19 protein-coding genes and 1 pseudogene are annotated in these 18781 nt (G+C 69.5%); 5 read left to right on the forward strand and 15 right to left on the reverse strand.

Annotation, left to right across the window (positions count from 1 at the left end; translation table 11 throughout):
• Positions 1-27 precede the first annotated feature (27 nt).
• A complete protein-coding gene (locus HCK04_RS26225; RefSeq protein ID WP_142650055.1) occupies positions 28-2676 on the reverse strand; it encodes an ABC transporter permease in 2649 nt (882 codons plus the stop codon).
• Between the two features lie 4 nt (positions 2677-2680).
• Complete coding sequence (locus HCK04_RS26230) at positions 2681-3436, reverse strand: ABC transporter ATP-binding protein (protein ID WP_205830718.1); 756 nt, start codon at positions 3434-3436, stop codon at positions 2681-2683.
• A gap of 133 nt (positions 3437-3569) precedes the next feature.
• On the opposite strand from HCK04_RS26230, the gene HCK04_RS26235 reads away from it, so the two are divergent.
• Positions 3570-4070, forward strand: a complete 501-nt coding sequence (locus tag HCK04_RS26235) for a MarR family transcriptional regulator (protein WP_142650056.1) — start codon at positions 3570-3572, stop codon at positions 4068-4070.
• Between the two features lie 527 nt (positions 4071-4597).
• Here the strand turns inward: HCK04_RS26235 and HCK04_RS26240 are convergent.
• The 12 genes and pseudogenes from HCK04_RS26240 to HCK04_RS26300 form a co-directional block, all read right to left on the reverse strand.
• Positions 4598-4732 (reverse strand): annotated as a pseudogene (locus HCK04_RS26240) (IS21 family transposase); the annotation flags it as partial.
• 382 nt (positions 4733-5114) lie between these two features.
• The gene (locus HCK04_RS26250) at positions 5115-5798 is read right to left on the reverse strand and encodes a GntR family transcriptional regulator (protein WP_142650058.1); all 684 of its coding nucleotides are present in this window, start codon (positions 5796-5798) and stop codon (positions 5115-5117) included.
• Positions 5799-5992: 194 nt separating this feature from the next.
• A complete protein-coding gene (locus tag HCK04_RS26255) occupies positions 5993-7162 on the reverse strand; it encodes a serine hydrolase domain-containing protein (protein ID WP_142650059.1) in 1170 nt (389 codons plus the stop codon).
• Positions 7163-7238: 76 nt separating this feature from the next.
• Positions 7239-7991: an SDR family NAD(P)-dependent oxidoreductase gene (locus HCK04_RS26260; protein WP_142650060.1), complete on the reverse strand. Its 753-nt coding sequence runs from the start codon at positions 7989-7991 to the stop codon at positions 7239-7241.
• 195 nt (positions 7992-8186) lie between these two features.
• On the reverse strand, positions 8187-8951 hold the full coding sequence (locus HCK04_RS26265; RefSeq protein ID WP_142650061.1) for a GntR family transcriptional regulator: 765 nt from the start codon (positions 8949-8951) through the stop codon (positions 8187-8189).
• Complete coding sequence (locus HCK04_RS26270; RefSeq protein ID WP_142650062.1) at positions 8935-9321, reverse strand: hypothetical protein; 387 nt, start codon at positions 9319-9321, stop codon at positions 8935-8937. Before HCK04_RS26270 ends, HCK04_RS26265 begins: the two co-directional genes overlap by 17 nt.
• Positions 9318-10094, reverse strand: a complete 777-nt coding sequence (locus HCK04_RS26275) for an SDR family oxidoreductase (RefSeq protein ID WP_168066267.1) — start codon at positions 10092-10094, stop codon at positions 9318-9320. The genes HCK04_RS26270 and HCK04_RS26275 overlap by 4 nt, the downstream gene beginning before the upstream one ends.
• Entirely contained in the window at positions 10091-10807 is a 717-nt protein-coding gene (locus tag HCK04_RS26280; protein WP_142650063.1) for an ABC transporter ATP-binding protein, read from the reverse strand. The genes HCK04_RS26275 and HCK04_RS26280 overlap by 4 nt, the downstream gene beginning before the upstream one ends.
• Positions 10807-11583, reverse strand: a complete 777-nt coding sequence (locus HCK04_RS26285; RefSeq protein ID WP_168066269.1) for an ATP-binding cassette domain-containing protein — start codon at positions 11581-11583, stop codon at positions 10807-10809. The genes HCK04_RS26280 and HCK04_RS26285 overlap by 1 nt, the downstream gene beginning before the upstream one ends.
• Positions 11580-12677: a branched-chain amino acid ABC transporter permease gene (locus HCK04_RS26290; RefSeq protein ID WP_168066271.1), complete on the reverse strand. Its 1098-nt coding sequence runs from the start codon at positions 12675-12677 to the stop codon at positions 11580-11582. Before HCK04_RS26290 ends, HCK04_RS26285 begins: the two co-directional genes overlap by 4 nt.
• Entirely contained in the window at positions 12674-13558 is an 885-nt protein-coding gene (locus HCK04_RS26295) for a branched-chain amino acid ABC transporter permease (protein WP_142650065.1), read from the reverse strand. The genes HCK04_RS26290 and HCK04_RS26295 overlap by 4 nt, the downstream gene beginning before the upstream one ends.
• Positions 13559-13595: 37 nt before the next feature.
• The gene (locus HCK04_RS26300) at positions 13596-14720 is read right to left on the reverse strand and encodes an ABC transporter substrate-binding protein (protein WP_168066273.1); all 1125 of its coding nucleotides are present in this window, start codon (positions 14718-14720) and stop codon (positions 13596-13598) included.
• A gap of 414 nt (positions 14721-15134) precedes the next feature.
• Between HCK04_RS26300 and HCK04_RS26305 the strand changes: the two genes are divergently transcribed.
• Genes HCK04_RS26305 through HCK04_RS26315 form a run of 3 tightly spaced genes read left to right on the forward strand, consistent with a single transcriptional unit; the run spans position 15135 to position 17171 of the window.
• The gene (locus HCK04_RS26305) at positions 15135-15566 is read left to right on the forward strand and encodes a carboxymuconolactone decarboxylase family protein (protein ID WP_221889973.1); all 432 of its coding nucleotides are present in this window, start codon (positions 15135-15137) and stop codon (positions 15564-15566) included.
• Positions 15556-16506, forward strand: a complete 951-nt coding sequence (locus tag HCK04_RS26310) for an NAD(P)-dependent oxidoreductase (RefSeq protein ID WP_142650067.1) — start codon at positions 15556-15558, stop codon at positions 16504-16506. Before HCK04_RS26305 ends, HCK04_RS26310 begins: the two co-directional genes overlap by 11 nt.
• Positions 16503-17171, forward strand: a complete 669-nt coding sequence (locus HCK04_RS26315; protein WP_142650068.1) for a cyclase family protein — start codon at positions 16503-16505, stop codon at positions 17169-17171. Before HCK04_RS26310 ends, HCK04_RS26315 begins: the two co-directional genes overlap by 4 nt.
• A 228-nt stretch (positions 17172-17399) precedes the next feature.
• On the opposite strand, the gene HCK04_RS26320 is transcribed toward HCK04_RS26315, so the two are convergent.
• Positions 17400-17570 carry a hypothetical protein gene (locus HCK04_RS26320; protein WP_168066275.1) on the reverse strand — a complete coding sequence of 57 codons (171 nt, stop codon included), beginning with the start codon at positions 17568-17570 and terminating at the stop codon, positions 17400-17402.
• A gap of 671 nt (positions 17571-18241) precedes the next feature.
• Here HCK04_RS26320 and HCK04_RS26325 point away from each other — a divergent pair.
• The coding region (locus tag HCK04_RS26325; RefSeq protein WP_142650069.1) for a transposase at positions 18242-18781 on the forward strand (540 nt) is incomplete at its 3' end.

An 18781-nucleotide genomic window follows, 5' to 3' on the forward strand; every position in this document is an offset into this window, starting at 1 on the left:
GCCGTCGGCGTCACCGGACGTGGGGGCTCACTGCGCCCTGGCCGCCTCCAGGACGGGTACGGACGCGGCCCGGCGCGCGGGCAGCGTCGAGGTCGCCAGCGTCGCCACGGCCGCACCCGCCGCGACCAGCGGGAACAGCCACCACTGCGGGGCCGGGCGCAGGTACGAGCTGCCGCTCGTCAGATGCAGCAGCTCCAGCGTGCCCATCGCGATCACCAAACCGAGGATCGTGCCGAGGGCGACCACGGCCGCCGCCTCCCAGCGGACGATCGAGCGGATCTGCCGCATGGTCGCGCCCACGGCCCCCAGCAACCCGAACTCCCGCCTGCGTTCGGCGACGCTCATCGACACCGTGGTCGCCATCCCGAACAGCGCCAGCAACAGCGCCATGCCGACGAAACTGTGCGTCGCGCGCAACGCCCGGGTGAGCGACTGCGACGCCGCCTCCACGTACGCGTCGCGGCCGAGAACGCGTACGCCCGGCACCCCGGCCACGGCGCGCGCCAGGGTCTCCGCCGAGCCGCCACGCACGAGCACCGCCACGGTGGCGGCGTTGGCGTCGAGCAGGTCCATCGTCGCCGGGGCCACCAGCGCCTGGTCGGCGAACAGGTGGGACGGATCGTGGTACGCGCCCGCCACCGTAAGCGTGACGCGGCCCCGCGCGCCACGCACGACGAGGTCCTGGCCGCGGCGGAGTCCCCGTTCCTTCATGACGGCCGACGACAGCGCGATCTGCCCTGTACGCAGTGCGGGCGGCCGGCCGCCCAGCCTCAGGACGTCCCGCAGCCCGGCCGGCTCGACACCACTGACCAGGAATCGGAACGGCTCAGCCGCCTCCTCCGATCCGGCGATGCCCGGCTCTTCCAGGCCGGCCGCGTCCGGCTCCGGCGACACCAGCGTGACCTCGGTCCGGGTCAGGACGACCGCCCGGGACACCCCATGTGCGCCCGTGACCTTCGCCGCGACATCCCTGGCCAGCGGAGCGGGCGCACCCTCGGCGGTCCTCGCGGTGGAGGCGATCGCGTGCTCGGCCGCCATCACCTGCCGTCCCGCCTCACGGAACCGGTCCTGCACCGACATCGTGACCAGCACCACGGAGGCGAGCAGTGCGACGCCGAGCATCAGCGAGGAGGCGGCCGAGGAGACCCGGCGCGGGCTGCGGGTGATGGTGGCGCGCGCCAGCCGTCCGGTCTCCCCGCTGACCAGCGTCCCGACGCGGCCCACCAGCCCGCCCAGCGGCCCGACGAAGAACGGCGTGAGCACGGCCAGCCCTGTCACGGTCAGCAGCGTCCCGAAAAGGTTCATGAGGGCGACGGAGAACGTGCGGTCCGGCCCGGGCGGCTCGTCTGCGCGGACCACGACCGCCACCATGTACCAGAAGCAGGCGCCCGCGAAGATCACGGACGCGGACAGCAGGCGCGGCCGGCGGCGCTCCCGGGGCTCCGCCACGCTGCTGCGCAGCGCCTGGACGGGCGAGACGTCCGCGGCACGGTGCGCCGCCCGCCACGCGGCGGCCTGAGTCACCACGATCCCGGCAGCGGCAGGGAGGGCCAGCGCGACCCAGCCGTACTGGGCGTCGGAGGCGGAGACGTCGAAGCCGTCTCGTGCGAACAACCGGATGATCAGCTCGGACACCGGGAAGCCCGCGGCCACGCCGCCTGCGGAGGCGATCCCGCCCAGCAACAGTGCCTCCAGCCGGATGAGCCTGCCGACCTGCCGCGGCGTGGCGCCGATCGCGCCGAGCAGCGCGAGTCGCCGGGTGCGCTGCCGTACGAGGGTGCCGAAGGTGTTGGCCACCACGAACAGGCCGACGAAGATCGCAACGGAGGCGAGCATGCCGACGACGCCGGCGACGGAGGCGCCCTCACCGGCAGCGGCGGCGGCCTGCGCCTGGCGTACGGATGCGGCGGTGCGCACCGCGGCCGTGCCGCCCAGATCACGGGCCATGTCACGGGCCAGGTCGCGGGCCAGGGCGTCGCGAAGCCGATCGGCGGACACGCCCGGTGCGGCCTTCAGCCAGACGCTCTGCCACCTGCCCTCGGGCAGCATGGCGGCGCGCCGGACGGTCTCGGGCGGGGCCAGCACCAGGTCGCCGGCGGCCACCGCGCCGCGGCCATGGACGCTGACGATCCCGGTGATCCGCACCTGGCGCGTCTGGTGGGGCAGCGTCAGCGTCATGGTGTCGCCGACGCGCAGCTCCCCGGCGCGCGACACATGCCGGACGACGGCCACCTCGTCGTCGGCGGCGGGTGCGCGTCCCGCCTCCAGCAGGTAGGGGTTCAGCCGCGGGTCGGGCACCCAGGGGCGCAGCAGGGTGCGGCCCTCGGCGGCGGCCGTGATCGCCTGCCCGTCGGGACGCATGGCCGTCACCGTCACCGTGGCGTCGCCGACGGCCGCTGCCACGTCCGGTCTTGAGGTGAGGCGATCGAGCCGCACCCACCCGTCGGGTGGCGCGTACGGGTCGTCCGGATCCACCGTTCCGCCCTGCACCAGCACGTCCGCGCGCACGTACTCGCTGGCGTCGCTGCCCGCCACCGCCTCCTGCGCGCGCAACGCGAACTGCAGCGAGCCCGCGATGAGCGCGACCGATCCCAGTGCCGCCAGCAGTGTGGCGGTCAGCCGCAGCCAGCCCTCGGCGAAGGTCCGGCGCGCGATGAGCCACAGAGGGTTTCCCATGGCCTCAGTCCTCGATCTTGCGCATGCGGGCGTGTACGGCGTCGATGGTGGGCGCGGCCAGCTCGTCCACGATCGTCCCGTCGCTCAGGAACAGCACCCGGTCCGCGTACGCGGCGGCCACCGGGTCGTGCGTCACCATGACCACGGTCTGCCGGTAGTCGTCGACGGCCGCGCGCAGGAAGCCCAGCACCTCCGCGCCGGAGCGGGAGTCCAGGTTTCCTGTCGGCTCGTCCGCGAACAGCACCTCCGGCCTGCTCAGCATCGCCCGCGCCACGGCCACCCGTTGCTGCTGACCACCCGACATCTCCGCGGGCCGGTGCGCCAGCCGTGGGCGCAACCCCAGCGCGTCCACCAGCGTGTCGAACCATTCCTGCTCCGCGTGACGGCCTGCCAGCCCCACGGTTAGCCGGATGTTCTCCTCGGCGGTCAACATCGGCAGGAGATTGAACGACTGGAAGACGAAGCCCATGCGCTCGCGGCGGACCTCGGTGAGCCGCGTGCGTGACAGGGTGGTGAGGTCGACCTCGTCGACGAGGACGGTGCCGGAGGTCACGGTGTCGAGACCGGCCAGGCAGTGCAGGAACGTCGACTTCCCCGACCCCGACGGACCCATGATCGCCGTGAACTCGCCCCGGGCGAACGCGGCGGAAACCCCGCGTAACGCCCTGACCGCGCCATCGCCGGCGCCATACGTCTTGACCACATTCGTCGCGATCATCACGTGGTCGGTCGCCCGCCCGCCGGTCGGTGCCCCGATCATCGGCGCCCTCCCGCACGACAGCGGCTCTGCGCGTGCCCGACGGTCTGCTCAGGCATGTACGTCTCCCCGTCTAGCGAATCTCACATAAGATAATCTCATATGAGACTACCTCGGGTAACACTAGAATGAGCGCATGCGCCCCGACCTGCTCGAACGGCTCCTGTCCGGCGATGGCGGCGCGGCCGCCGATCATGTAGGACTCGGCATGCTGCTGGCCGAGGCCCACAACCGGAGCCGTGAGCGGCTCAACGAGGCGCTGCGCCCGGTGGGCATCAACGTCCGCGGATTCACCGTGCTGCTCGCGCTGCCGATGTACGGCCCGGTCAGCCAGCGGGATCTGATCGATCACATGGGCATCGACAAGTCCACGATGGTCCGGCTCATCGACGAGCTGGAAGACGGCGGGCTGGTCTCGCGTGAACGGGCGCCGCAGGACCGGCGCGCGTACTCCATCGTGCTCACGCGCCGTGGCGAGGAGACCCTGACGCAGGCGCGGCGGATCACCGAACAGGTGGGCGAGCACATCTTCGGGTGGCTCTCCGAGTCCGAACGCGGCCAGCTCGTCGATCTGTTGCGCGGCCTCGCCGAGCATGCCGCCGCACCCCCGCCGCCTGACGCCCCCGCCCCGCGATGACCGTCCCAGGCGAGCGGGCCGTGCAACGCCCGGCGGCCCGCTCGTCTCAAAGGTCGGTTCGCGCGTTTATGTCCCTTTTGTTGACGGGGTTGGATGAGGCGGGCTGGTCTTCAGCTCGGCCTGGCTGTTCTCCGCCAGTCTCAGCCGAGGCACGATCCTGAAGCGGACGCTCTTCCCGCTCGACCAGTACGCCCTGGATCGGCGGCGTGGGAGGCCGACCGGGTGGCGATGCTGCCCCTGCCGCCGGTCGCGCCGACCGAGTGATCGTGCAGCCTGCGACGGACGACGCGGTTGAGGTCTACTTCACACCGGTCAATCTTGTGCTGCTCAAGTCCTACGGGGCATCGAGCCGTTCAATCGCGCTTTGGAGATTGCTCAGCAGCGGGCCGAGACCTATCCGCACGATCTTGCCCCGCCGTACATCCTGCACGGGCCGTACCGGCTCGTCGCACCATACGTCACCGCGCGCGGACGCGAACTGGCGACCGGTCGGTCGGCCGGCAACCGAGCCGCCCGTGATGACGGGTAGCGGCCCGCACCAGCCAATCGCTCAGCTGCCCGGTGAAGTCGGCGGGGCCGGCAAACGACCGGCCGGGCAGGAAGGAGGTCTCCAAATAGCCGTTGGCGCGTTCGACCAGGCCCTTGGCCTCCGGATCGGCCGGAGGGCGCCCGGCGCGGTCGCCGCAGACAAAGCCTACTCATCCCGCGGCAACCGCGCCTACCTACGCGGACGTCGTATCAAGGCAGTCACCCCAGAAAAGAGGGACCAGGCCGCCAAGCGGAAGAACAAGGGCAGCGAGGGCGGCCGGGCCCGTCAGTCACGACACCGGCCTGTACAAGGAACGGAATACCGTAGAACGCCTGATCAACAAGCTGAAGGCCTGGCGAGGCATCGCCACCCGCTACGACAAAACCCCTGCGAGCTACCTCGCCGGCCTCCACCTCCGTGCCGCGATGATCTGGATCAAAGACCTCACCCGGACCAGCCCTTGATCACAACTCGATACGCGCCCTGAGAGAGAGGGGGGGCGACGACGCACACCTCTACGCGGTGGTGCCGGCGATCGACTCCGTACCGCTGCCGAGGATCACGGCCGCCGCGGCCAGGACATGGCGTCGAGCGGCGAGATCAGCCAGGTCCGCGTCGCGCGCCTCGATGGCATCGACGATCGCTTTGATCTCGGCCTCACTCTGGGCGGGGCGCCCTACGGACGCCAGGGTCCGAGCCCGCAGTTGGGTCACACGCCGATGCAGGCTCTGCACAAGTTGCTGCAGCACCTCGTTCCTCGACCCCTCGAAGAGCACGTCGTAGAACCTGTTCTTCACGGCCATGATCGCGGCGGGCTCGTCCTCGCGACTGACCGACTCGGACAACGCCGCCATGACGGTGCGTAGAGCTTCGCGCTGTTCGTCCGACGCGTACTGGGTGAAGAGGCGTGCCGCCAGACCCTCCAGGTTGGCCCGCACCTCGTACACCTGGCGTGCCTGGCCGGGGGTGACCACGCTGACGATGGTTCCCCGGCCGTTCACGGACTCGACCAGACCCTCGGCCTGCAATTGCCGGAGCGCCTCGCGCACCGACGGACGGCTCGCCGAGGTCAGCTCGCAGAGTTCCCGTTCGATGAGCAGCTGGCCAGGCTTGAGTCGCATGTCGACAATGGCCTGCCGGAGAATAGCCGCAACCTGCTCACGGATGGGGGCATGGCGTTGGACCTGCATCTCCCACATGACCCGAATGTATCCGAAACTTTGCGCGTGGTTGGTTATAAGACGGCAGCTTCGCTCGGGCGAGCGGAATCGCTCTGGGCACCGGCGCGCGGGCGGCCCGACATCGCACGCTCTCGGGATGGCCGCTCAGAATGAGGTCGGGTCACCGCGCGCGGTGGCCCGACCTCATTCTGAGTGAGGATCCTGACCGGCTGCTACACGGCAGCGCCGACGACGAGATCGGCCAGCCGCTGGAAGCGATCGATGTTGGCTGCCTGTCCCAGCAGCCCCGTCGTCAGCGCGACGAAGGTCAGGTCGAGGTCCGGATCGACCCAGTAGATACTGCTGCCGAAGCCGAAGTTCCCGAACGTCTCGGGTGAGGTCATCGTGCCGAAGATGTGGCGCACCACCCCGTGGCCGCGCACCGTGAACCCAAGGCCCAGGTTGGCCGGCGGCGGGGTGTAACCGTGCCGCAGGGCAACCGCTCGGTAGATCTCGTTGGGCAGCTCGCCGGTCCAGTTCTGGCGCGCCATCTGGATCATGCGCGGGGACAGGATACGCGCCCCGTCAAGGCTGCCACCATTCCTCAGCATCTCCGCCAGCCGCATGAGATCACGGGTCGTTGACGCCGCCCCGACCCAGGTCGCCTCGTTGGACTCGGAGGCGAAGAGCCCCTGGTCCCCCGGCGTCGTGGAGGACGTGTGCCGGACCGCCAGGTTGCCGCGCAGGTCGGGGAAGGCATGCCGCTCTCGCATGTGCGGCTTGATGCCGAGGGCCGTATCAGACATTGCGAGGGGCTGGAACAGGTCCTCGTCGAGGATCTCGTTGATGGTCCGCTTCTTCGGATCGGTCCGGCGCAGGACCTCACCGAGGAGCGCGTGGTTTGCCATGGGCGAGTAGTCGCACCTGGACCCCGGCTCGACCACCCCGTGCAGGTTCTCGCAGACCGCGGCGACGATGTCGCCGAGGCGGTCCATCGGCATCCCGGTCCTGACCTCCCATACCCCCGGTAGCCCGGCCGTGTGCGTGAGGAAGTGGAAGATCGTGGCACGCTCCCGTGGAGCGCCGGAGAACTCCGGAATGATCTCCACCATCGGGGTCGTCAGGGCGAACTGCCCCAGCTCGACGGCACGCAGGGCGAGGATGTTGATGAACGTCTTCGTCACCGAGAAGATCGTGAAGACGGTGTCGCTCTCGAGCCGTCGCGTCTTGCCCTCGTCAGCGTGGCCTGCCACCAGGTCCAAGGCCAGTTCTCCATGCCGGGCGACCTGGATTGAGGCACCGTGGTAGAGCCCGGAATCGAGGTCGGCCTGCACCACCTCCTCAAGACGGGCCAGTCGCTCCTCTGACATCCCGGCGGCAGCCGCGCCCTTGGTGATCGCCATAATGTTCACTCCTTCTTGCAGTGTGCGTTGATCCGTACGACCAGTTCAGCGGACTCGCGGTCCCGCCCGGCCGGGATCAGGAGGCGAGGATGCCGCCGTCCACCGCGAGGAGGTGGCCGGTGACGTAGGAGGCGTCCTCGGACGCCAGCCAGGCGATGCCGGCGGCGATCTCCTCGGGGGAGCCAAGTCGCGCCAGCGGTGTCATCTGGCGACGGAGGTCGTAGCCGGCCTCGTCGACGATCTGCCGTGCCCCTTCCGTCGGGATGGCTCCGGGGATGACCGCGTTCACGCGGATACCGAGCGGTCCGAGCTCGCGTGAGGCTTGCCGGGTGAGGCTGGTGACGGCACCCTTCACCGCCGAGTAGACGGCCGTGCCCGGCATTCCCCGCCACGCCGCCGGCGACGACACGTTGACGATGACGCCGCCGCCCTGCTCGGACATGGCGGCGATGGCCGCCTGCATGGTCCAGAACACGGCCTTGAGACCGACGGCCAGCATGCCGTCGATGTCATCCTCGGTGAAATCCAGGAAGGGCTTGTACCGGATCCACATAGCGTTGTTCACGACGACGGCAAGTCGCCCGTGGCGCGTCATGACGTCCTCGACGGCTCCGCGGACGGCGTCGCGATCGGTCACGTCGAGGCAGAGCGCCTCGGCACATCCGCCTCCAGATGTGATGCCCTCACTGACCCGAGCGGCCGACTCCTCATCCCGGTCGGCCACGACCACCCGCAGACCGTCGCGGGCGAGACGCTCGGCGGTCGCCCTGCCGATCCCGCGGCCCGCACCAGTGACAAGCGCGACCCCGGCACTGGACGCGGGACTCACCGCTCCTCCGCGCCGGCTCGTCGCGGGAGCGTCGGAAACCGCCTCGGCTTCGGCGTGGGGATGACCATCGTTACCTCTTTCTCTCTACGCGATTCCGATTGCTCCGTGCGCGCTGCCCGGAATGTGCTCCAGGGGTGGGCGTGCACGGGGTGGACGTGAGGCGGGCGCAGCGATCGCCACTCCTCTAGGTCGTGTCTAGGGCCTGGGGGTGGGTGGGGAGTCAAGCGCGGTGGACGATGACTCCAGGACGCCGAGCACGACCGCGGCGGCAGCCTGGACGTGCCGGACGGCGGCGGCATCGGCGGCCTCGCCGTCCCGGCGCTCGATCGCGTCGACGATCTCCTGAAGCTCCCGTGCGCTCTGAGCCGGACGACCGGGCTGAGCGAGTGTAAGCCTTCGCAACTGCGTCACCCGGTGATGCAGGATCCGCACCAGCTGGTGCAGAACCTCGTTCCCGGCGCCCTCGAAGAGGATGTCGTAGAGCAGGTTCTTGGCGGCCATCAGGCTCGTAGAGGAGGCGCCGCTGTGGATGCTCTCCGTCAGGTGTGCCATCGCGGCGCGCAGGTCGTGGCGCAGGGCGCTCCCGGCCTGTTCGGCGAAGAGGCGAGCGGCGAGCCCCTCGAGGTTGGCGCGAACGACGTAGACCTGTCGCGCTTCCTCCCGGGTGATCGCCCGCACGATCGTGCCCCGGCCGTTGACCGACTCGACGAGCCCCTCCGCCTCGAGCTGCCGGAGGGCCTCGCGAACCGATGGGCGGCTGGCGGATGTCATCTCGCACAGCTCACGTTCGATCAACACCTGGCCCGGTTCAAGACGCAGGTCGACGATCGCCTGGCGGAGGATCGCGGCAACCTGTTCCCGGATCGGCGCGTGTCGCCGGACCTGCATCGCCGGGATCGGCGGCACGTCCGCGCCGGCCGCAGCTGGTCCAGCGGAGTCCCCGTCATCGAACAGGGGCATGGCTCTCTCCCAGTCCTGACCGTGAGCGGCTGCGGTCGATGCGGTCGAGCAGCGGATCCGCCAGGACCACTTCCGAGCCGGCCAGACCCGTCGAGCGGCAGAGGGTCACCTCATCATCCCCGGTGCGCGCGACGTGCCGGCCCGCGACCACGGCGCCGAGCGCATCCGGCACCAGAGCGGGGAACCATGGACGGTTCCCCGCTACCGCCTGCTCCGGGGAGTCGCTCACAACCTTGTCGGCCCGTTCGACCGACGCCGGGTCCGAATCACTGGCACCCCGCCAGTTCGGTGCAGTGGAGCCGACCGACGACGGGACGTCTACCCCGGCGCGGACGCCGGCGTCGGTGAGCAGCCGAAGAGCGCCGGTCACCCGACTCGCCTTCCACCATCGACGTAGACGGTGCTGCCGGTGGTGAACGCCGATTCGTCGCTGGCGAGGAACACCGCCGCCCGGGCCAGATCGTCAACGGTTCCGATGCGCCGGAGCGGCACGACCGCCAGCAGACCGGCCCGATAGTCGGGGTCCTGGTAGCGGGGAGCGGATAGTGGGGTATCGGTCGGCCCGGGGCAGAGCGCGTTCACGCGGATACCCGCCGGGCCGAGTTCGGCGGCCGCGTACTCGGTGAAGGTGCGGACCGCGGACTTGCTCGCCGCGTAAGCCGTGCTGGGCAGCCAGACCCGCTCCGCGACGACGGAGGTCACGTTGATGATGGAACCCGGCCGCCCCTGGGCCACAAGACGCGCGGCCGTGCGCTGGGTCATGAAGAACGTGCCCCGGGCGTTGATGGAGTGCGTCTGGTCCCAGAGCTCGGGCGTCACGTCGAGGAAGTCGGCGTGCACGCCGACACCGGCGTTGTTCACGACCACGTCCGGGATGCCCAGTGCCACCTCCACCTCGTCGAGCGCCGCGTCGATTCGCTCGATCTGGGAGATGTCCAGCGTCACGGCGCAGCTCACGGCTCCGGAGCGGGCCAGTTGGTCGGAGGTCCGTGCCGCGGCCTTGCCGTCCCGGTCGACCACCGCGACAGCCGCGCCCGCGGCGGCGAAGTGAGCGCAGATGGCTTGACCGATGCCGCTTCCCCCGCCGGTGACCAGCGCCGTCCGGCCGCGCAGCGGTGTGGCGCGGGACGACGGGGCGCTCACGAGGCAGCTCCGAAGTAGGCCTGGGCAACGGCCGGCGACGCCTCGAGTTCGGCGCGGGTTCCGGCCATGACGACGCTGCCGCGCTCGATCACGCAGCCACGGGTGAGCAGGGGGATCGCCTCCAATGCGTTCTGTTCGACCAGGACGATCGTGAGATCGCCGTCCGCCTGGTGAAGAGTGGTGAGCAGTTCGAACACCCGCGCGACCACGACGGGCGCCAGCCCGAGAGAGGGCTCGTCGAGCAGCAACAGCCGCGGCTCCGCCATCAGCGCGCGTCCGATGGCCACCATCTGCTGCTGGCCTCCCGACAGGCTGCCCGCCTGCTGGTCGCGACGGTCGGCCAGTTCCGGGAAGGTCTCCAGGACGCGGTCGAGGTTGCGGCTCTGCCACGCCTTGCCCCGTCGGTAGGCCCCCATGAGCAGGTTCTCTTCGACCGTGAGCGACGAGAACATGCGCCGCCCCTCCGGGACGTGGGCCACTCCCAGCGCCGGCCTGCGGTGCGCGGGTTCGGCGGCCAGATCGATGTCGTTCCACCGCACGTGGCCGGTGGCGTCTGGTGGGGTCAGCCCCGCCAGGGCTCGGAGGATGGTGGTCTTGCCCGCTCCGTTCGGCCCCAGGATCCCGAAGAAGTCGCCATCGGCGACGGCGAAGGAGACGTCATCGAGCACGTGGCTGTCGCCGTATCGAGCCGACAGATTCCGGACCTCGAGCATCAGCGCGCTCCTTCCTCGTGGGCTCGTCCGAGCCATGCCTCGATGACCTCGTCCCGCGCGAGCACGTCGCCGGGGTCGCCCGTCGCGATCAGCTTGCCGTGGTGCAGCACGGCCAGCCGATCGCACAGGCTGCGTACGACGTGCAGCACGTGTTCGACGAGCATCACGGTGATCCCCGCCGCCGGAAGCTCCGCGACCGCGGCCACGAGAGCGTCGGTCTCCTGGCGCGTGAGCCCGTTGAGCATCTCGTCCAGCAGCAGCAGCCGGGGGCGGGCGGCGACCGCACGAGCGATCTCGACGCGCTTGCGGTCCGCCAGGGCCAGAGCCGTGGCGGGAGTCGCCGGATCCAGGGTGAAGCCGGCCATGTCGAGCGCGGCGGCGACCGCCTCGTGGGCCTCGCGAGCATTCCGGTGGTGCGCGCGTGCCGCGACCAGCACGTTCTCCTCGGCCGTCATGGTGGGGAACAACCTGACCTTCTGGAAGGTCCGGGCGACGCCCCAGGACGACATGCGCTGAGCTCCGTGCCCGGTGACGTCGCGCCCAGCGAACTCGATGGACCCACCACTGAGCCGGACCGCTCCGGCGATCGCGCCGAACAGAGTGCTCTTGCCGGCTCCGTTCGGACCGACGAGGCCGACGATCTCGCCGCTGCCGACCTCCAGCGAGACGTCGTCCACCGCTCGCAGTCCCCCGAACGTCACGCAGGCACCGGTGATCCGCAGCAGACCCGGCTCCCCGTCGGGACCAGTCCGGACGTTCTCACGGCTGGCGCTCACGATCCACTCCTCGGCTGTTCGGGGATTTCCTGTGCGGGCACGGTGGCCGCTTGCGCGGCTTCGCCACCGCTGGCCGGACTCCCGCCGAGTCGGTGCGGCCGGCGCGCCCGGACGGCGGCGGTGACCGCTCGCGCCAGTCGAGCGATGAGGAAGACGAGACCTCGCCGTTCGACGAGCATCACAGCGGCCACGACGACCGCGTAGGCCATGCCCGACAGCCCCGGGGGAGCCGAGGACAACTGCGCGGACAGGATCTGCTGCACGGGGATGAGGACGGCGGCGCCGACGATCGGACCGACCACGGTTCCCCGCCCACCGGTGAGGGCCACCAGGGCGATGACGAACGCCGTGTTGGCGCCGAATCCCGTCACGGGGTCGATGGCCCGCAGGGACTGCAGCATGACGCCACCGCCCACCCCGGTGACCGCCGCGCTCAGCGACAGCCCGACGAGGCGGACACGGGTCACGTCCACGCCTGCCGCCCGCGCCGCATCGGGATCGTCCCGGCTGGCACGCAGGAACAGACCGAGCCTGCTCGCGGCGAGCAGACCGACGATCAGCGTCACCACCGCGAGGATGGCGACCACCACGTAGTACAGGGTGAGTGCCGAGTCGAACTGGAACATCTCGGGGGCGTCGCGCAGGAAGGGGATGCTCAGGCCGACATCGCCGCCGGTGAAGTCCCGGAAGTGTGTGGCGAAATCGGCGAAGAGCAGAGTGAGGACGAACGTTGCGAGGGTGAAGTAGGTGCCCTTGAGGCGGAGGGCCGGGAACGTCGTGATCGCCCCGGCGAGCGCCGCGGCGAGCGCTCCAACCAGCATGCCCACCCAGGGGGTGAGGCCGAAGTGGATGGTGAGCAATGCCGTCGTGTAGGCGCCGATCCCGAAGTAGACCGAGTGCCCGAAGGAGAGCAGGCCGCCGTAGCCGCCGGCGATGTTCCATCCTTGCGCGGCGATGGCCCACACGACCGCGGAGATCGCCACCACGAGGATGAACTGCGTCTGGATGAGCCAGAACGGCAGTGACCAGCCCACGAGCAGCACCGCCAGCGCGATCAAGGCCGGTCGGCCGGGTGCTGACCGCACCAGGTTCACGTCATCACCCGCTTTCCGAAGAGCCCCAGAGGTCGCACCAGCAGGACGACCAGGAAGCCGATCCACACCGCCTGGTTCTGCAGGTCGAGCGCCACGTAGGTGGCCGTCGCCTGCTGGACGACGCCGATGACCATGCCGGCGATGAAGGCACCCCGGATGCTGCCGAGGCCGCCGAGGACGACCGTCACGAAGGCAAGCGCGAGATAGCCGAACCCGGTCGTCGGGTTGACGGTCTGATAGGTGGCAAGCAGGCCACCCGCCAGGCCGGCCAAGCTGACGCCGATCCCGATGCTGATCGAGAAGACCCGCCGACGGTTCACCCCGACCATCGCCGCGGCGTCGGCATCGTCCACGACCGCTCGCAATCCTCGCCCGAACTCCGTCCGGTTCACGACCAGATCGAGAACGGCGAAGGCCACAGCGGCGATCACGAAGGCGACCACCTGCGCCTTGGACAGTGACAGCCCTCCCGCCCGCCACGCGCCGTCCAGGACGGTGTTGACGCTGCGGTCGGTGGAGGTGAACACGGCGAGCAACAGCGACTGGATGAAGATGCCGAGAGCCGCCGTGATCACGATCTGGGGCAGGTGCGCTTCGTCCTCGGTCGTCGCGCCGACCGCGGTCCGACGCAGCAGCAGCAGGTAGACCAGCACGCCCAGCAGACCAATGGCGAGACCGAACACCGGGGTGAGGAACAGCCCGAACGATCCGAGCGCGCTGACCGCGACCACGCTGAGATACATCCCGATCGTCACGAAGTCCGCGTGGGCGAAGTTCACGATCCGGGTGATTCCGAAACTCAGCGACAGCCCGCTGCTGATCACCCCGTAGAGACCGCCCACCAAGACACCGGAGACGAGGACCTGCAGGAGGGTGCTCATCGACGCACCTCCCCGCGGGTCCGACACGTTGCCTCGGTCATCGCGCGCCCAGGGTCAGTTGCACCGTCGCGTACTTCTGCGGCCACACCGTCTTCGGCACCCCGTCCGTCCACTGCGTGAGCACCGGGACGGCGTGCGGGTTGGTGCCGTCCTGATCGAACGACACCTCACCGCCGGGCATCGCGGCCGCCGGGCCGGACGTGACGTGCATCGAATGGAGCTGAGACGCGATCTTGTCCGGATCGCAGGTCTTGGCCTGGTTCATGGCTTCGGCGATCAGGTGCACGTTCACCCAGGACTCCCCCGCCTCCATGGGCATGAACGGGGCGTTGAACTGCTTCTTGTAGGCCGCGCTCGCTTGCGCGACTCCGTCGAGCGGCAGGTCGTCGTTCCACGCCCCGACCGCCATCAGGCCGTTCACATCGTCACCGAGCGTCTTGCCCAGGCTCGGCGCCACGAAGGCACCGCCGAATCCCAGGATGGGAGCGTCCAGCCCTCTGGCGCGCAGTCCCTTGATGATCAGGGTCACGTCGGCCGGCGGGCCGGACATGAGCACGAGGTCCGGGTTCTGCTCGACGATGCGGTTCACGATCGGTGTCGCGTCGGCGATACCGGGCTGGTAGAACTCGGGATCCTTCGCGGCGACGCCAGCGGCCTTGAAAGCCTGGATGGCGGTCGTGATCTGCTGCGTGTTCGCGGTGTCGTTCGGCCCGACAGCGGCGATCCGGGTGAACTTGTGGCCCGCGGCCCGCGCCGCGGCCAGCACATCCGACGTCGCGGCACCGCCGATCTGCGACGACTTCGGCGGCGGCTGGAAGTAGTACTCGTACTTGCGCTGGGACAGCGAGTCTGCCCAGGCCTGCGTAACCAAGGGCACGCGAGCCTCCTGGGCGACCGTCGAGACCGTCGTGGTCAGGTTGCTGAACCACGCGCCGACCAGCGCGACCGCGTGGTCGCTCTTGATCGACTTCGTCGCCGCGCTCTTCGCCTGCGCGACATCGCTGCTGCTGGTGTCCTCCTGTACCACCTTGAGCTTCGCTCCCCCGAGCGAGGCGATCCCGCCGGACGCGTTGACCTCGTCGGCGGCCACCCGCATCCCCTGCAGCGAGTTTGTGCCGAACTCCGCGAGCGGACCGGAGAGCGGGTACGGGGCGCCGATCACGATCTCGTCGCCGCAGTCGCCGGAGTTCGCGCCGGCGTTCGCACTCTGGTTCGCGACACCACCGCACGCACTCAGCAGGAGTGCTCCGGATCCCACGACGGCCAGCCACGCCAGGCGGCGCGGGTGGGTCGTTCCGCGGCTGGATCTCGGGACCTGACGGGGCGCCCGTCGCTTCGGGGCAGGGGTCGGCATTTTCTATGTCCTCTCAGGCGAGCCCGGGCGCCACCTTGGGGTGGGAAGGACGCCCAGGGGTGCTCATGGTCGGGGATGGCGCGACGCTCTGATCGACGTCTCCGGGGGTGACGCTGCAAGAGACAGTAGGGAGACCTGTCTGATAGGTCAATAGCTGCTTGCAGATGTCTGAAACCATGGTTAAATACGGCTACTTCGTTGCCGATCGCTCGAGAGGACCCCATGACCGCCGCCAGCACTCCCTCGCACAACGGCAGCTCAGCAACTCCGCCGGAACCGGAGACGATGCTCGCCGCCGGCGACCGCGTACGCCGTCGAGTGCTGGGCGATGAGCATGTCGACCGGTCGCGGACGCGGGCCACCCCGTTCGGTCAGCCACTGCAGGAGCTCGTCACCGAATACTGCTGGGGCAAGATCTGGACGCGGCCCGGCCTGGAGCTCCGTACCCGCAGCCTGATCAACATCGCGATGCTCACCGCGCTGGGCAAGCCCGACGAGCTGAAGCTGCACGTGCGGGGAGCGATCCGGAACGGCTGCAGCGTCGAGGAGATCCAGGAGGTCCTCCTGCAGACGGCGATCTACTGCGGCGTCCCGGCGGCGTTGGAGGCGAGCCGGAACGCCCAGGTGGCACTGGACGGCATCGATGGTGAGTGATCTGGGCGCCGGCCTCCGGGAGCTGGGGCCGATCGGCTTCGTCGGCCTCGGCAACATGGGCAGCCCGATGGTTGCCCGTCTTCTCGCCGCCGGGGCCGAGGTGCAGGCCTTCGACACATCGGCCGATGCGCTCGACCGGGCCCTCGCAGGGGGAGCCACTCGCGCCGAGGACCTGCCCGGCATGGCCGATCGATGCGAGATCGTCGTGCTGATGCTGCCCGAGTCATCGGTGGTGGAGAAAGTCGCCGCTCAACTCGTCGGTGACCGCCCTCCGGGCGCGCTCCGCGTGCTGGTCGACATGAGTTCGTCCGAGCCGCTGCGGACGCAGGCATTGGCGGCCGAGCTGAGCGCCGCCGGTGTGACCGTCCTCGACGCGCCCGTCAGCGGTGGAGTCGCCGGAGCCGAGACCGGGACGCTCACCGTGATGGTCGGCGGACCCGGCGAGATCGTGGAAGAGGTGCGGCCGGTCCTTCGCACGGTGGGTCGCCAGGTGACCCACGTGGGTCCGGTGGGGGCGGGGCACGCGGTGAAGGCCCTGAACAACCTCATGTCCGCGGCTCACCTGGTCGCGTCGACAGAGGCGTTGATCGTCGCCGCACGGTTCGGCCTGGATCCCGCAGTCGTCGTCGATGTCGTGAACACGAGCAGCGGTCGCAGCGGGTCCACTGAGCACAAGTTCCCCCGGTTCGTCCTTCCGCGCACCTTCAATTCCGGCTTCACCGCCGCCCTACTGAAGAAGGACGTCGGCATCGCGGTCGGATTGGCCCGAGCTCTCGATGTGACCACACCGGTCGCTGACAGCGTTCTGGCCGCATGGGTGGACGCCTGTCAGACGCTGGCCGCGACCGCGGACCACACCGAGATCGTCCGCCCGTACGAGGAGCGGAACAAGGCAGTGTTGTCCGTACACGAGGGTGAGCATTCGACGGTGACGACGTGAGCGGCACCGACGTCGGTGAGTGGGTCGACCTCTCCCATCGGCTCGTCGACGGCCTTCCCCGGGTGCCGACCTTCCCCGCGCCCCGTTATTCGCGGTTCCTGTCCATGCCTGAACACCCGCTCAACGTCACCCATATCGACATGGTGGTGCATGTCGGGACCCACGTGGACGCTCCCTGCCACTTCATCGACGGTGGGCCCGCCATCGACGATCTCCCCGTCGGCCGCTTCACCGGACCCGGCATCGTATGCCGGGTCCGGGCAGGAGATCGAGAGGTGTTCGGAGTGGACGCCCTCGTCGATGCCGAGGCCATCGAGCGAGATGACATCGTCCTGCTCGAGACCGGCTGGTGGCGGTATTTCGGCAGCCCGCGCTACGACGAGCACCCGTCGCTGTCACTGGAACTGGCGCACTGGTTCGTCGAGCGCGGCGTGAAGTTGATCGCCCTCGACACACCGACGCCTGACCTCCCCGTCCATCTCCGCCCGGCCGGCTTCACCTGGCCTGTGCACCAGGTGCTCCTGCGCGCGGGTATCCTCATCGCCGAGCATGTGACGAACCTCGGCGAGCTGTCCGGCAGACGCGTCGAGTCCGTCTTCACCCCGCTCAACATCGGTGGCGCGGACGGCGCGCCCGTACGAGCGCTCTCCCGTTCCCTGCCCTGACGGCGACGATCACCGGACGGCTCTGGCCAGACACGGTGAGCAGGAACCCGGCAGCAGCCGGAGTTTCCTGCTCACCGTGACCGACACCCCTCTCCTGCTCGGAAGGGTGTGAACTGTCACATCGCGAGCCGAGCACCTAGGGTGGCCACGAATCATGGCCGAACCGATCCATTGGGCGCTTGATTGGCGCGTCGTCCCCAGCGCGGCGTTTTCCGGTGCCGGTGAATGTCAGGGGCTGAGCCGGGTGAAGACCATGGCGTGGTCGGAGGCCGACGCGTCGCGGCGGCTGGTGGAGTCTTCGATCACCGAGGGCGGCCCGTCGTGCGAACTGGCCGCGTCCGCCGGACGCAGCGCATGGACCTCGAGGGCGCGGGCGAGGAGGGCGTGCGCAACCAGCAAGTGGTCGATGAGTTCGCCGCGACCGTGAAAGGTTCGGGAGAACCGCCGTCCGGAAACGCCGCCGCGAGCGGGACATCCCCACGCAGAAGGCTGCCGCACAGCTTGCAGGAATCTCTTGGAACACGTGGCAGAGGCCTGAAGCTGGCACTCCCGTAAGTGCGACCAGTCCGAGTGCCGTGGCGGAGACCCTGCGTTGGCCCCCCTCCTACCCGATCACCCGCCTGGAGCAAGGACATGACGGCTCCCAGGCAAGTAGTTGAGGGGGTGCCGGCGCCTCGATAGCCGTGTGCCACTAACCGTCACGCTCATGATGCGGCGGCGGTGGAGCAATGCTTAGAACCTAATAGCACTGCACGGCACCGGATGACTCCTACTTGAAACCCGGGGCTTGACCCCTATCCACAGGCGGCGGGCTCCGGTGCCGTGCCTCTCGTGAAGCAGATGCGCTCCTGGCCGCACGAGGGCCATGATCGTGACCTGAGCCGACCGCACGGTGACTTCCCCTCTTGCAACGCGAGCCGCGAGCTCTGCCCACAGACTGACACCCGTGCGGTGAGCTGGGGCCGCGAACTGCTCATCGGATGTCGGGCCACCGAGCCCTTCTATTAGGGCGCTGCGTGACCCCGCACAGGCTCACACGCTGGGCGCACATCAGAACACGGGAGGCTCCATTGGCGATCACCTGTGGTATCGACTGGGCGGAGAAACACCATGATGTTGCACTGATCGACGAGAACGGCAAGCTGGTCGCCAAGCAGCGCATCAGCGACAACGCCGAGGGCTACCGGCGACTGCTCAACCTGCTGGCCGAGGCCAGTGACACCGCCGAGCACCCAATCCCCGTCGCGGTGGAAACCGCCCGAGGCCTGCTGATCTCCTGCCTGCGCGCGACCGGACGCAAGGTGTACTCGATCAACCCGATGGCAGTGGCCCGCTACCGAGAACGCCACCGGGTCACCCGCGCGAAGTCCGACCACGCCGACGCGATGGCATTGGCCAACATACTGCGCACCGACGCAGATGCGCACCGGCCCTTGCCAGCCGATTCAGAACTGGTGCAGGCCATCGCGGTGCTGGCCAGGGCGCAGCAGGATGCGGTGTGGAACCGCGGGCAGCTGTCCAACCAGTTGCGTTCGCACCTCAAGCAGTACTTCCCGGCGGCGCTGGAGGCCTTTCAGGTCCGCGGCATCGGCCTGGACTCCCGCGAAGCA

The sequence above is a fragment of the Microbispora sp. CL1-1 genome (genome assembly GCF_012034195.1).
In the GTDB taxonomy this organism is placed as follows: domain Bacteria; phylum Actinomycetota; class Actinomycetes; order Streptosporangiales; family Streptosporangiaceae; genus Microbispora.